Origin of the sequence: Micromonospora sp. A3M-1-15 (assembly GCF_024213425.1) — a bacterium.
Classification (GTDB): domain Bacteria; phylum Actinomycetota; class Actinomycetes; order Mycobacteriales; family Micromonosporaceae; genus Micromonospora; species Micromonospora chersina.
In genome coordinates this window covers 382,436-396,838 of record NZ_JANAVK010000004.1, presented here as the reverse complement: position 1 = coordinate 396,838, position 14,403 = coordinate 382,436, and the positions used below count along the sequence as shown (strand labels likewise).

The following is a 14,403-nucleotide window of genomic DNA, read 5'->3' as shown; positions in this document are numbered from 1 at the left end:
CCACGAGGTGCTGGACCGGGCGACTCTACCGGCACGTCGGGGTGCCCAGCGCGACAATTTCCAACGAGGTGACATCGCCGTGAGCGAGCGACGCGAGCCGGCCCCGGGGCCGCGCCGCGCGGGCGGCGACAGGGTCCCCCGATGAGCGGCTGGGACCGCTGGCGTGAGCTGGCCGAACCGTCCTGGGCGGCCGAACCCACCCACGAGTGGCGTCCACAGTTCCCCGGGCAGCGCTATCCGGGCGACATCGGCCTCGAATACCTGACCCCGCCCGCGCCCCGCGGCCGCTCCGCCGTCGTCGGCCGGGCCGAGGTGCAGCCCGTCAGCCCCGCGCCCGGGGGCGAGGACGCGCACCCCGTCAGCCCGGCCGGACCGGACGACCTGGACGGGCGGCGCGGGGCGTACCCAGCCGGGCCGGACGATCTGGACGGGCGGCGCGGCGCGTACCCGGTCAGCCCCGCCGGACCGGAGCACCTCGACCGGCGCCGCGGCACGTACCCGGTCAGCCCCGCCGGACCCGACGACCTCGACCGGCGCCGCGGCACGTACCCCGTCAGCCCCGCCGGGCCCGACGATCTGGACCGGCGGCGCGGCACGTACCCCGTCAGCCCCGCCGGGCCCGACGACCTCGACCGGCGGCGCGGCACGTACCCCGTCAGCCCCGCCGGACCCGACGATCTGGACCGACGGCGTGGCGCGTACCCCGCCGGGCCCGACGACCTCGACGGGCGGCGCGGTGGGCGGCCGGGCGGCGACGGGCGGCGGCCCGAGGACGGTCCTCGGCGCGGTGCGCCGGGCGACCGGTACGACCAGCGGTGGGTGCGCCCGGAGCCGGCGCGTGGGACGGCGCCGCACCGGCCGGTCTCCCCCGACCCTGAGCCGGGGTGGCTTCCCGAGCCGGGCGAACACCCGCACCACGCGCCGCCGCGTTCGGGCGCACCGGGTCAGCGCCGTGGGCCGGCGACTCCTCCGCCCGGCGGACCGGCGGAGCGGCGCGAGGCGGCGTTCGACGGGACACGGGACCGGACCTTCGACAGCGGGCGGGGCCCGGCTTTCGACGACCGGCGGGGCCCGGCGTTCGACGGACGGCGGGATCCGGCCTTGGACGACCGGAGGGATCCGGCGTTCGACGGACGGCGGGGTCCGGCGTTCGGTGATCGCCGGGATGCGGCGTTCGGTGGTGGGCGCGAGGTGGCCTTCGAGCGGCGGGATCCGGCCTTCGACGGGCGGTCGAACCGGCGAGCGGCCGACCCCGGGCGTCCGGCGGACCGGCGCGACCAGGACCTGCCCGCTCGGCGGGACCAGGGCTACGACGGCCGGCGCGACGCCGGAGTGGCTCGCCCGATGGACCGGCGGGACCAGGACCTCGGCCGCCCGGGCGACCGGGGTTTCGACGGGGCGCCGCGCCGCGAGCCGGACCGGGGCTACGAGGGGTCGCCGCGCCGAGAGCCGGACCGGGGCTACGACGGCCCGCCGCGCCGGGAGCCGGACCGCGGGTTCGACGGCCCGCCGATGCGGGAGGCCGCCGCGCGCGCCGAGACGTACCGGGAGGCGCCCGAGGCCGGGCGCCGGCCGGTGGACCCCTACCGCGCCGAGCCGGGCCGGTACGCCGAGCCGCGTCCCGCCGCGTTCCGGCCCGAGGAGCGGTGGGACGGTCAGCGTCCGCCGGGCGACCGTGCCCGCCCGCACCAGGAGGAGTGGCCGGTCGTCGAGCGGCGGCGCACCGAGCCGGCCGCGTACCGGCCCGATGAGGGGCACCGGCCGCCGGTCGACCGGCTTGGCCCCGACGGCCGCCCCGGGCGGCCGATGGACGACGAGGTCCGCTACGAGGGTCGTCGCCCCGACCCGGCCGGCCCGCGGCCGGAATCGGGGCGTCCCCGGCCGGAACCCGTGGACAGCCGGACGGAGCAGGTCCGTCCCCGGCCCGAGTTCAACGGCTCGCGGCCGGAGGTCGGTCCGCGGCCGGAGTCCGTCGGTCCGCGCCCCGAGTTCAACGGCCCGCGCCCCGAGTCGGTCGGTCCGCGGCCGGAGTCCGTTGGTCTGCGGCCGGAGTTCCGGGGGCGGCCGGACGGGTGGCAGGGGCGGCCGGGCGAGCCCGGGCCGGACCGCCCGGGCGACGGCTGGCGGCCGCCGGTCGAGCCGGCCGCGCGTACCCGCCCCGACGAGCTGCGGGACCGGCCGGCGCGCTCGGACGAGGTCCGGCAGCAGCCCCCGACCGGCGCGCGCCCGGACCAGGAACGGGAGGCGGCCATGCCGGCCGCCCCGAGCCGTCCCGGGGAACGGCAGGACCGGCCGATGGCGCCGCCTCCGCCGCGCACCGACGACGCCGAGCGGCGGCTCGTGCCGCCTGCACGGCAGGACGAGCGGCCCGCGCCCCTGGCGCCCCAGGACGAGCGGCCCGCGCCCATGACACGGCCGGACGAGGGGCCCACGCGGCCGGACGAGCGACGGCAGCCGACGATGCCGGCACCGGAGACCCGGCCGGACGAGGTCCGACGCCCGCCGATGCAGCCGGAGGCGCGGCCCGACGAGGTCCGACGCCCGCCGATGCAGCCGGAGGCGCGGCCCGACGAGGTCCGACGCCCGTCGATGCAGCCGGAGACCCGGCCCGAGCCGCGCCCGGCGGTGCCCACCTCCGGCGCGCCGGTGCCGGCCATGCCGGTGTCTGGCGCACCGGTCGCCGACGTGCCCGCCTCCGGCATGCCCGTGCCGGGGGCACCCGTCTCCGGGCCGCCGGTCTTCGGCGCACCGGTTCCCGGCCGGCCTCTGTCCGGTGCCCCCGTCTCCGGGGCACCCGCCTCCGGCGCTCCCGTTTCGGGTCCGCCCACCTCTGGCACGCCCGTTTCGGGTCCGCCCGCTTCCGACGCTCCCGTTTCGGGTCCGCCTGTGTCGGGTCCGCCCGTCCAGTCCGGCGACCGACCAGTGCCGGGCGATCCGTCGGGCCGGCTGGCGAGACCGGAGGCGGCGAGCACGCCGACCTACCCCACCGAGCGGCCAACGGCGGACGAGCGCCCCGAGGGCCGCACCCCACCGAGGGTTCCGGCCGACGCGCCGCCCGCCGCCAACCTGCGCGTCGAGTTCCTGCCCAGCCCGGCCGGCTCCCCGCCGCTGCCCGACCGCCCGGCTCCGGCCGAACGCGCCGAGCCGGCAACGCCGACCACGCATGGCCAGGAGGTCCGGCCGGGCCCGGCACCGCAGGCGGGACCCTCCGACGCTCCCACCCCGGCCCGACCCGCGCCGCCCGCCTACCCCGGCCCGGAAGCCGCCCGGCCCGAGCACACCGTCGTGCCGACCGCGCCCGCCGACAGGCCCCGCGCGGTCAGCACACCGCACGCCGAGGACACCCGACCGGGCGACAACCCGAGCCCGACCACGCCCGGCGAGGACCGCCGGCCGGGCAGTACCGCCGGCCCGACCACGGCCGCCCAGGCCGACCAACCGACGGACGACAGTCGCGCGACCACCCCGCACGGCCCGGCTTGGCCGAGGGCGGGCGACCGCGTGTCCGCCCCGGCCACCGCCGACGGGCACGAAGGGGTGCCCACACCGGTCACCCCCAACGGGCACGGAGGCGTGTCCGCACCGGTCACCACCGACCGGCACGAAGCGATGTCCGCACCGGTCACCGCCGCCGGCCATGGACGGAGCGCCGAGGTCGCCGACCGGCCGGAGGAGGCGGCGTCCGCGCGGCGCGCCGAGCCGGCGGGCGGTGGCGCGGACGCCTGGTTCCGGCCGAATGCCCCGGGGTCGCCGGACGCTCCGACGGAGACGTCCGCCCCGGTGCACGCCCCGCAGAACGGCCCGGAACCCGACGCGACCGGGACCCAGCCGGAGGCGGAGCTGGCCGGTCCGGAGACAGCCGCACCGGGCCCGGAACGGTCCGCCTCGACCGCTGACGTCCAGGCCGGGTCGGGCCCGGATGCTCTGGGTGCGTTTCTTGTTGCCCCAGCGACAACAACCGCACCCGAAACCCGCGCCACCGGCTCGCCGGCACCGGCTCGGCCCGCCGAGATCGACCCGGGTCCGGCCGGCCCGGCACCCACCGGCGCCGCGGCTGCGGTACCGTCCGCTGCCCCGGCCACGCCCGCCCGACCGGCTCCGGCCCCCTGGACACCACCGGTCCACAGCTCCGGCGACCCCGGCACCCACGAGGTACCGGCGCAGGCCGCTGCCCACGTCCCCGCAACCGCCGACGTCGCCCCGCCGGCCCGAGCCGAGGCGCCGGCGCAGGCCGACATACCGGCACAGGCAGCGCCGCGGGAAGCCGCCCCACCGGCAGTCACGTCGCGCGAGAGCGACGCGGCCCGCGACACCGCCCCGGCCGAGGTCCCGGACGAACCGGCCGTCGCCCCCGAACAGCCACATCCCGTCCCGGCCCCACCGGCCGCCCAGGCCGCGCCGCCGGAGCCCACCACGACCCTGGGAACCGACACCCAGGACACGCCGGCAGAACCCACCCCGGCCGTGGGAACGGACGTCCAGGACACGCCCGCAGAACCCACCACCGGAAGCGACACCACCCCGACCGGGGAGACAGCGCCGCCGGCCGCCACCGCCACGGAGCAGGGGACGGCAGAGCCGGACGCCGACGCCGACCAGCGGGAGTCCCGGCCGGCGGACCCGGAGCAGGCCCTCGCCGCCACCCGCTGGCGGCTGCACCCGGAGACCCTCCGCGAGGAGGCCCCCGATCCCCCGGCGCTGCGCGAGATCCGGGACGGACTGACCACCAAGCTGGGCAGCGCGCTGGACAACCGCAGCCGGGCCCGGCTGCTCAGCCTGCGTTCGGTGGCGTCCCGGATCCTCGGCGACCTGGACGACGCCCTGGCCGACGCGCGGCTCGCCCTCACGTACGCGGAGGCCACGGGTGAGTTGCGGCGGACCGCGCTGGCCCGCGCCCGGCTGGCCGAGGTGCTGCGTTGGCGAGGTGAGCACGCGGAGGCCGACCGGCTCTTTGCGGAGGCCAACTCGGCGGAGCTGCCCGACCGGCTGCGTGCGGTGCTGCACGAGCACGCCGGCCGCTCCTGCTACGACCAGGGCCGGCTGACCGAGGCGTGCCTGCACTTCGAGCGGGCTCTGGACCTGCGCCAGGGCGAGGACCCGGAGCTGAACGCACGTACCTCGCTGGCGTTGGACGCGGTCGCGGAGCGGGCCGCGACGGGCGGGTTCGGGCCGAAGCCGCGCAGCCGGGAGACGGTCCTGGGCGGCGAGCGGCACCCGGTGCCGACCTTCGACGAGGAGCAGGAGCTCTGGGGGTACGCGGACGCCGAGGGCGAGCTGGTGATCGCGCACCGGTACGCCGAGGTGCAGCCGTTCCGCGAGGGCCTGGCGTGGGTACGCCGCCCGGAGGCGTCCCGCTGGGCGCTGATCGACACCACCGGCGTGGCGCTGATCGAGGCGAACAACGGCTACCGGGCGGTGGGCTCGTTCTCGGAGGGGCTGTCCTGGGTGTCGATGGACGGCAAGGGCCGGTGGATGGCGGTCGACCGGACCAACATCGTGAAGATCCCGCCGGGCTACGAGGACGTGCGGCCGTTCCGGGGCGGCCTGGCGGCGGTCCGGCAGAACGGCGGCTGGGGCGCGGTGGACCGGACCGGCCAGGTGGTGGTGCCGACCCGCTACCACGGTCTGACGACCGCGCTGGCCGACGGCCGGTACGTGGACGGCTTCTCCGAGGACGGCCTGGCCGTGGTGGAGCTGGCCGGCCGCCGCGGGGTGGTGGACCGGACCGGCCGGGTGCTGGTCGCGCCGGCGTACCCGACGTTGGTGGTGCATCCGGTGGCATTCCTGGTCGGCGACGAGTCGGGCCGGTGGGGCGCGCTGGACCGGCGGGGCGAGCGGCTGATCGAGCCGGTGCACCCGAGCCGGGCCGCCGTGGTCGCGGAGATCGACCGGCTGCTCGCCGACAGCACCCCGGTGCTCTGACGCGCGGGACCCGGGGGCGGCGCGGCCGGGAGCGCCGCATGTCGACCATGATCGGACGGGGCTAGGGTCGGGTCATGGAATTCCGACACCTAGGCCGATCGGGCCTGCTGGTCAGCGAGATCTCGTACGGCAACTGGATCACCCACGGGTCGCAGGTCGAGGAGGAGGCGGCGACCGCCTGCGTGCGGGCCGCCCTGGACACCGGCATCACCACCTTCGACACGGCCGACGTCTACGCCGGCACGCGGGCCGAGGAGGTGCTCGGCCGCGCGCTGAAGGGCGAGCGGCGCGAGGGGCTGGAGATCTTCACCAAGGTGTACTGGCCGACCGGGCCGGGCCGCAACGACCGCGGCCTGTCCCGCAAGCACATCATGGAGTCGATCAACGGCTCGCTGCGCCGCCTGCAGACCGACCACGTGGACCTCTACCAGGCCCACCGCTACGACTACAGCACGCCGCTGGAGGAGACGATGGAGGCGTTCGCCGACATCGTGCACTCCGGCAAGGCGCACTACATCGGCGTCTCCGAGTGGAAGGCGTCGCAGATCCGCCAGGCGCACGCGCTCGCCCGCGAGCTGCGCATCCCGCTGGTCTCCAACCAGCCGCAGTACTCGATGCTGTGGCGGGTCATCGAGGCCGAGGTCATCCCCACCAGCGAGGAGCTGGGCGTCGGCCAGATCGTGTGGTCGCCGATGGCCCAGGGTGTGCTGTCCGGCAAGTACCTGCCGGGCCAGCCGCCGCCGGCCGGTTCCCGCGCCACCGACGAGAAGTCCGGCGCGGGGTTCATCGCGTCCTGGCTGAGCGACGACGTGCTCACCCGGGTGCAGCGGCTCAAGCCCCTGGCCGAGCAGGCGGGGCTCACCATGCCGCAGCTCGCCGTCGCCTGGGTGCTGCAGAACCCGAACGTCTCCTCGGCGATCGTCGGCGCGTCCCGGCCGGAGCAGGTGCACGACAACGTGAAGGCGGCGGGCGTGAAGCTCGACGCCGACCTGCTCAAGGCCATCGACGAGATCGTCGAGCCGGTCACCGAGCGGGACCCGGCGAAGACCGAGAGCCCGGCGCAGCGTCCGTGACGCTCTCCCCGGGCCGGCGCGACCTCCGCGCCGGCCCGGGAACCCTCGGGGGTACGCACGACCCGGAGCGCCCCGCCGCTTCGCGGCGGCTCCCGCCGCGGGAGGGTCAGCCCCGCCAGAACCGGATGAGCTCCAGTCCGAGCACGTAGAGCTGGGGCGGCAGCCCGAGGAAGTCCGCCACGTCGAAGACGGCGCCGAAGAACCAGTTGCCGATCCGCGGGCTCCACAGCAGCGCGAACAGCAGGATGAAGCCGTACGGGGCGAACAGGTCGTACATCCGCCGGTACTCCGGGCTCAGCCACGGCTGGATCATGTTGCCGCCGTCCAGGCCGGGCACCGGCAGCAGGTTGAGCACGCTGGCGGTGAGCTGGAGGAACGCGAGCAGCCCCACGCCCGCCCAGAACTCCAGCGGGCCGCCCACTTCCGGGCCGATCCGCACGGCCAGCACCAGCAGCAGGGTGAACAGCACGTTTGTGGCCGGTCCGGCCAGGCTGACCAGGGTGTGGCGCAGCCGGCCGGGGATGGCGTGCCGGTCCACCCAGACCGCGCCGCCGGGCAGGCCGATGCCGCCCAGCAGCACCACGACCACCGGCAGCACGATGGACAGCAGCGGGTGGGTGTATTTCAGCGGGTTCAACGTCAGGTAGCCCCGGTGGGCGATGTCCCGGTCCCCGGCCCGGTACGCGACCACGGCGTGCGCGTACTCGTGCAGGCAGAGCGAGATCAGCCAGCCGGAGACCACGAAGAGGAAGACGTCGAACCGGACGTTGCCGAACCGGTTCCAGGTCATCACCCCGCTGGCCACGAAGAGCGCGACCAGGGCCAGGAAGATCGCGCTGGGCCGGAACGCCGCCCGGGGCACCCCGAGCACCAGCGGGTCGCGCGGGCGCTCGTAACCGGTCATTCGGCCGGGGGCAGCAGGCTCATCCGGTACTCCACCCGGTCGTCCTCGACGAGCGCGACGGAGGTGACGCCGGATGCCGCGAGCTCCCGCCAGGCCTGGCCGATCCACGATTCGGCGTCCGCCTGACTGGGGAACGACTCACCCGGCCCGTCGACCGAAGCGCCGTTCGTGCCCTCGTACCGCCAGCTCCACGCCATGCCGCGTCTCCCCTCGCCGCCGTCGCCCTGGGACGGAAACCCCCGCAAGCCTAGTCGGCCCGGCGCGGGACGGCCCGGCCGCCACATGGATCATGCCGTCACCCCGGGCCGGTACGGTGGCGCGGTGCTGACTCAAGGAGTGGTGCTCAGCGACCGCTATCGGCTGGGCGAACGCATCGCGACGGGCGGCATGGGGGCCGTCTGGAAGTGCACCGACACCCTGCTGGGCCGCGAGGTCGCGGTGAAGGTGCTGCTCCCCTCGCTGGTCGCCGACCCCGAGTTCACCACCCGCTTCCACGCCGAGGCCCGGATGCTGGCCGCGCTGCGCCACCCCGGCATCGTCCAGGTCCACGACTTCGGCTCGGCAACCCTCGCCGACGGCAGCCAGGTCAGCTACCTGGTGATGGAGTACGTCGACGGCGAGCCGCTGGTCACCTGGATCCGGCGCGCCGGCCGGCTCGACCCGGCGTCCACCATGTCGGTGGTGGCGCAGGCCGCGCACGCGCTGCACGCCGCCCACCTCGCCGGGATCGTGCACCGCGACGTGAAGCCCGGCAACCTGCTGGTCAAGCGGGACGGCACGGTGGTGCTGGTCGACTTCGGGATCGCCCGGGCCAGCACCATGGCGGGCATCACGGCCGCGCACATGGTGCTGGGCACCGCCTCGTACATGTCCCCGGAGCAGGCCGCCGGCCAGCCGGTGTCGCCGGTCACCGACGTCTACGCGCTCGGCGCGGTCGCGTACTTCTGCCTGGCCGGGCGGCCGCCCTTCGACGGCGACAACCCGCTCCAGGTGGCCATGCGGCACGTCCAGGACGAGCCGCCGCCGCTGGTCGGCACGCCGCCGGCGGTGGTCGAGGTGGTCGCCCGTGCGCTGGCGAAGCGCCCGGCCGACCGGTTCCCGAGCGCGCTCGCCCTGGCCGAGGCCGCCCAGGACGCCCGGGACGCCACCCTCGCCGCCCTGCCCGTCCCGCCGCGCCCGCCGTGGGCGGTGGCCGGGCCGGCCGTGCCGGGCGCGGCCGTCCTGCCGGCCCCCGCGCCGATCCCGGGCCCACCCGGGGGTACGCCGCCCGCCGGCCAGCCGCCCGCCGTGGTCCCGGCCGCTCCGGGGACCGACCCCGCCGCGCACACCCCGACGCCCGGTCCCGCCTCCGCGCCTCCCGGGCACGTCTCCGCGGCTCCCGGGCATGTCTCAGCGGCTTCCGGGCACGTCCCTGCGCTTCCCGGGCACATCTCCGAGGCTCCCGGGCACGCCGCGGCTTCGGGGCCGGTTTCCCCACCGGGGCCGGCCTGGTCGGTCGGGGTCGCGCAGCCCGGGCGGCCGCCCGGCGGGTACGGCCCTGTGCAGGAACGGCACGCCGGTTCGGGCGTACCGCCGACGCTGGAGGAGCCGGCGGAGCGCCGGGGTCGCGGCCGGGCGCTGGCGCTGGCCGGGGCGGCCGGCGTCGTCCTCGTCGCGGTGCTGACCGCGGTGGCCGTGGCGGCGCTGCGCTCCCCGGACGACACGGACGCGGGGCAACGCCCGGCCGCGCTGACCGGGGAGTCCGCGGTCGCCGACCCCGTGCAGCCGGAGGTCCCGGCCAGCGCCACTGCCGGCGCGGAGCCGACGCCGAGCCGTACCGGCCGGCCGAGCCGGTCGCCGTCGGCCACGCCGAGCCGCCCGGCGGCGGACGCCGGCGCCCCGTCGAGCGGGGACCCGGCGTCGACCACCGGCGCGCCCGCGCCGACCGCGAGCACGGCCGGGCCGAAGCAGCCGTACACGGCGGGGCAGGTGTGCGGCAGCGGCTACCAGGTGATCGACTCGGCGACGCTGACCGCGGGCGGGGTGCGCCGGGGCCGGGTCTACCTGCTCTACAGCACCGCCGCCGGCACCAACTGCGTGGTCACCCTCAAGGACACCGACGTGGGGCGGGCCACCACGGTGACCACGTACCTGGAGGTGCAGGGCAAGGCGCGGCAGACCGAGAGCGGCAGCTACCAGTACTACGCCGGGCCGGTGCGGGCGAGCGCCCCGGGGGTCTGCGTGAAGTGGGGCGGGTCGGCGGGCGGGGCCAGCTACGCCAGCCCGTTCGAGCACTGCGACTGAGCCGACCGGGCCGGCGGGCGGCGACCCGCCGGACGGCTTTAAGGTACGGGCATGTCCGTTGACGGGTGGAACACCCTCCTGGTGCTCGGCGGTATCCGCTCCGGCAAGTCGGAGTTCGCCGAATCGGTGGTCGCCGAGGCGCCCACGGTCCGGTACGTGGCCACCGCCCCCGCGGGGGACCCGGAGGACACCGAGTGGGCGACCCGCCTCGCGGCGCACCGCGCCCGTCGGCCGGGGAGCTGGACGACGGAGGAGACCGCCGCGGACCCCGGCCGGCTGGCCGAGGTGATCACGGCGGCCGGGCCGAACGAGACGCTCCTCGTGGACGACCTGGGCGGCTGGGTGACCGTGCTGCTCGACCCGGCCCACCAGCCGGCCGACGACACGGCCACCATCGCCGAACTGGCCGCGGCGGTCCGCGCCAGCGCCGCCCGGCTGGTGCTGGTCAGCCCCGAGGTGGGCCTGTCCCTGGTGCCCACCACGCCGCTGGGCCGGGCGTTCACCGACGCGCTCGGCGCGACCAATCGTGCGGTCGCCGACGCCTGCGACGCCGTCGCGCTCGTGGTGGCCGGGCAGACCGCCTGGCTGAAGCCGGCCGCCACCCCGACCCACCCGGCGGCGCCGGTCGGCGCCGGCCAGGCGGACGTCCCGGCGCAGGCCGGCCCCGGGCAGGCGGGCACTCCGGCGCAGGCCGGTCCCGGACAGGCGGGCGCGCCCGACGAGGCGCTGCCCGAGGTGCTCACCCCGGCGGCGCCCGCCACCCCGGCAGCGGCGCCGGCCGGCGCGCCCGGCCAGGCCGACTGGGCCGCGCCCACCATGGCGCTGCCGATGGTCGCCACCGGCCTGGTCATCCAGCCGGGCATGGAACTGCCGATGCCCGACGACTACACCGGCCCGCAGGCGGTCGACCGGCTGGCCACCCTGGACATCCCGGGCGCGGGCCTCGGCGTCCTGGAGCGGGTGGTCGGCTTCGCCGCCGCCACCCAGGGCACCGCGACCCCGACGCCGTGGGGCCCGGTCCGCGTGCTGCTGCTGCACGGCGACCACGAGGGCGGGGCGTCGGCCGGCGCGACGCCCGGCGAGTCGGCCCGCCGCGCCCGGCAGGCGCGCGCCGGCAAGGGGGCCCTGGCCCGGCTGGCCGCCGAGAACGGCGCCAGCCTCCAGGTGGTCGAGACGCCCACCTCCGCGCCCATCGAGGAGGGACCGGCGCTCACCGGCGAGCGGGTCGAGTCGGCCCTGCGCTACGGCTGGCGGCTCGCCGAGCAGGCCGCCGACGCGGGCGTACAGCTGCTGGTGCTGGCGGCGTGCGGAGCCGGCACCGAGACGGCCGCCGCGGCGGTGCTGGCGGCCACGGCCGGCGCGGAGCCCCCGGCGGTCCTCGGCCGGGTGATGAACGAGCACGGCGAGTACGACGACGCCGCCTGGATGGTCCGCTGCGCGGCCGTCCGCGACGCGCTGCACCGCACCCGGCGCTCCCCCCGGGAGGCCAAGGACATCCTCGCCGAGCTGGGCGGCGGCGACGTGGCGGTGGCCACCGGCGTCCTGCTGGGCGCGACCGCCCGGCGCGTTCCGGTGCTGCTGGACGGGCCGGTCGGGGCGGCCGCCGGCATGGTGAGCCGCGACCTGGCCGGGCAGGCCCGGCACTGGTGCCTGCTGCCCGACCACGGCGGCCGGCCCGGGGTGCGGCTCGCCGCCGACGTGCTGGGCCTGACCCCGCTGCTGGACCTGCGGCTCGACCTGGGCGAGGGCGCGACCGCGCTGGCCGCCCTGCCGCTGCTGCGCTCGGCACTGACGCTCGCCGCCGGCCTGCCCGTGCACCCGTCGCTCGGCGGCGGGGACGACGAGGACTTCACCGAGCCCGAACCGGCCGGCCCCGGGCCCACCAGCACGGAGCCTGAGCCGGAGTTCACCGAGCCGGAGCCGGCCGGGCCGGGGCCCACCAGCACGGAACCGGAGTTCACCGGGCCCGAGCCGGCCGGACCGGGGCCGACCGGCACCGAGGCCGGGCCGGAGTTCGCCGAGCCGGAGCCGGCCGGACCGGGGCCCACCACCATCGGGCCGGACGAGCCGGTGGCCCCCGGCCGACGTGCCGACTGAGGTCCGGCTCGCCGACGGGATCCGGCTGGCGCTCACCACCTTCACCACGGCGCCGGTGCGCTCCGGCCGGGTGGACCGGGCCGCGGCCGGCGCCGCCATGGCGCTCGCCCCGGCGGTCGGTGCGCTGCTCGGCGTGCTCCTCGGGGCCGTGCTGCTGCTCGCCGCGGCGGTCGCTCCCCCGCTGGTCGCCGCCGGGGTGACCGTCGCGCTGGGCGCGCTGCTCACCCGAGGCCTGCACCTGGACGGGCTGGCCGACACCGTGGACGCGCTCGGCTCCTACCGGCGCGGGCCGGCGGCGCTGGAGATCATGAAGAAGCCGGACGTCGGCCCGTTCGGGGTGGTCGCGCTGGTGGTCGTACTCCTGCTCCAGGCCGCGGTGCTCGCGGAGCTGGCCGGGCGGTCCCGGCCGGCGGCGCTCGCGGCGGTGGTCGCCGCGACGGCGGCCGGCCGGCTGGGCGTCGCGCTGGCCTGCCGGCGCGGGGTGCCGGCGGCGCGGCCGGAGGGGCTGGGCGCGCTGGTGGCCGGCACGGTGGGCCCGGTCGCGCTGGTGGCCGGCACGGTGGCCGTCGCCCTGCTGGCCGTGCCGGCGGTGCCGGACCGCCCGTGGCAGGGGCCGCTCGCCGTGCTCGCCGCGCTCGCCGTCGCGGCCGGGCTGCTGCGGCATCTGGTACGCCGGTTCGGCGGGATCACCGGCGACGTGCTCGGCGCCCTCCTGGAGATCGTCACCACGCTGTCCTACCTGGGACTGGTGCTGTCCGGCTGATCGTCACCCGTCCGGGCGGGTAGCGTTCTCGGCGAGGTGCACCGGTGTGGTCGAGGGGGACGGCATGCTCATCACGGACGACTTCCTGCCCGTACCGGTGCCCGAGTCGCTGGACGCGACCTACCTGGTGCCGATCGTCGGGCTGCCGAAGGTGAGCCCGAAGACCGCGGTGGAGGGGCTCGCCGGCCGGCTCGCCGAGCCGGTGCACGGGCTGGCCCGGCAGATGCTGGACAGCCCCCTCATGACCGTGGACACCCGGCCGGTCAGCGAGTTCCCCGAGCTGCCGCCGGACCTGCTCACCGCGTTCGGGGCGACCGAGGCGCAGCTGGCCCGGCTGGCCGCCGCCACGCACCTCGTGGTGGTGCAGGCCGAGTACCGGCCGGGCTGGCCGCCGGCGCACGAGTGGGCGGCCCGGGCGGTGGCCGCGGCGGTCGCCGAAACGGTCGACGGGGACGTCGTGGACGTCTTCGGGCTCCAGTTCCTCGACCCGGCGGCCGCGCTGCGGTCCCTCCCCGACGAGCACGGCCGGATCCGGCTGGTCGACTGGGTGCTGGTGCCGTACTCGTCGGACGCCGACGGGCTCTGGTTCACCACGAAGGGGCTGCGCCGCTTCGGCCTGCTGGAGCTCCAGGCCCAGGGCGTGCCGGACCACCTCACCCGGGCGTGGGGCGCGGTGATGACCGGTGCCGCCCGGCGGCTGCTGCGGGACTGGACCGAGGGGCTGGCCGGCGAGGAGGTGCCGGCGTTCGTGCAGCTCCCGGTGCTCGCCACGGTGACCGGGCACGACATCGCGGTGGCGTACGGCAACCCGGAGCAGCACGGCGCGACGGCGCCGGTGCTGCTGCGGCTGGAGCTGGACCCGGCGACCGACCCGGACGCCGACTCGTTCCTCACCCTCAACCCGCCGCCCGGGCACCCGGGCCCGCCCGGCCGCTACTTCGCCGCCGCCTGCGCGACCCTGTTCAACGGCATCCAGCCCGACGTCCGGTACGCCCGCTCGGGCGACGCGATGAGCCGGGCCATCGCCACGGCCCGCGCCGCGCTGGACGACATCCGGGCCCGCTTCCTCGCCGGCGGACTCCCCGCCGAGAGCCAGCTCGTGGTCAAGTACGGCCTGCCCGGCGACGACGGCCCCGAGTACGTCTGGGCCGGGGTGACCTCGTGGGACAACCCGGAGCGGATCGTCGGGGCGAGCGCCAGCGACGCCGCCGGCGACCCGACGGTCCGGATCGGCGCACCCGTGGTGGTGGAGGCCGCCGACGTCGTCGACTGGGCCGTCCTCGACGGCACGGGCGTCATCGAGGGCGGCTGGACCCAGGCGGTCCTCGACGCCGGCGAACCCCCGATCGCCGAATAGCGGG

The 14,403-nt window shown here is 77.6% G+C and carries 8 protein-coding genes; 6 read left to right on the top strand and 2 right to left on the bottom strand.

Going from position 1 to position 14,403, the window contains the following annotated elements; genetic code table 11:
• The first annotated feature begins 141 nt into the window (after positions 1-141).
• Both NLX85_RS33290 and NLX85_RS22300 read left to right on the top strand, forming a co-directional pair.
• The gene (locus tag NLX85_RS33290; RefSeq protein ID WP_305885054.1) at positions 142-5,922 is read left to right on the top strand and encodes a WG repeat-containing protein; all 5,781 of its coding nucleotides are present in this window, start codon (positions 142-144) and stop codon (positions 5,920-5,922) included.
• Between the two features lie 74 nt (positions 5,923-5,996).
• The gene (locus NLX85_RS22300; RefSeq protein WP_254338151.1) at positions 5,997-6,995 is read left to right on the top strand and encodes an aldo/keto reductase family protein; all 999 of its coding nucleotides are present in this window, start codon (positions 5,997-5,999) and stop codon (positions 6,993-6,995) included.
• 106 nt (positions 6,996-7,101) lie between these two features.
• Here NLX85_RS22300 and NLX85_RS22295 read toward each other — a convergent pair whose 3' ends face one another.
• Together NLX85_RS22295 and NLX85_RS22290 are read right to left on the bottom strand one after the other, a co-directional pair.
• On the bottom strand, positions 7,102-7,899 hold the full coding sequence (locus tag NLX85_RS22295) for a site-2 protease family protein (protein ID WP_254338149.1): 798 nt from the start codon (positions 7,897-7,899) through the stop codon (positions 7,102-7,104).
• Positions 7,896-8,096 carry a hypothetical protein gene (locus NLX85_RS22290; RefSeq protein ID WP_091320006.1) on the bottom strand — a complete coding sequence of 67 codons (201 nt, stop codon included), beginning with the start codon at positions 8,094-8,096 and terminating at the stop codon, positions 7,896-7,898. The genes NLX85_RS22295 and NLX85_RS22290 overlap by 4 nt, the downstream gene beginning before the upstream one ends.
• A 124-nt stretch (positions 8,097-8,220) precedes the next feature.
• On the opposite strand from NLX85_RS22290, the gene NLX85_RS33760 reads away from it, so the two are divergent.
• From NLX85_RS33760 to NLX85_RS22270, 4 genes are all read left to right on the top strand, one after another.
• The gene (locus NLX85_RS33760; protein WP_374628220.1) at positions 8,221-10,182 is read left to right on the top strand and encodes a protein kinase; all 1,962 of its coding nucleotides are present in this window, start codon (positions 8,221-8,223) and stop codon (positions 10,180-10,182) included.
• 51 nt (positions 10,183-10,233) lie between these two features.
• A complete protein-coding gene (locus tag NLX85_RS22280) occupies positions 10,234-12,279 on the top strand; it encodes a bifunctional adenosylcobinamide kinase/adenosylcobinamide-phosphate guanylyltransferase (RefSeq protein ID WP_254338147.1) in 2,046 nt (681 codons plus the stop codon).
• Positions 12,269-13,042 (top strand): adenosylcobinamide-GDP ribazoletransferase, encoded by a 774-nt coding sequence (locus NLX85_RS22275; RefSeq protein WP_254338145.1) that lies wholly within the window; start codon positions 12,269-12,271, stop codon positions 13,040-13,042. The genes NLX85_RS22280 and NLX85_RS22275 overlap by 11 nt, the downstream gene beginning before the upstream one ends.
• Positions 13,043-13,106: 64 nt before the next feature.
• Positions 13,107-14,399, top strand: a complete 1,293-nt coding sequence (locus tag NLX85_RS22270; RefSeq protein WP_254338143.1) for a DUF2314 domain-containing protein — start codon at positions 13,107-13,109, stop codon at positions 14,397-14,399.
• Positions 14,400-14,403 lie beyond the last annotated feature (4 nt).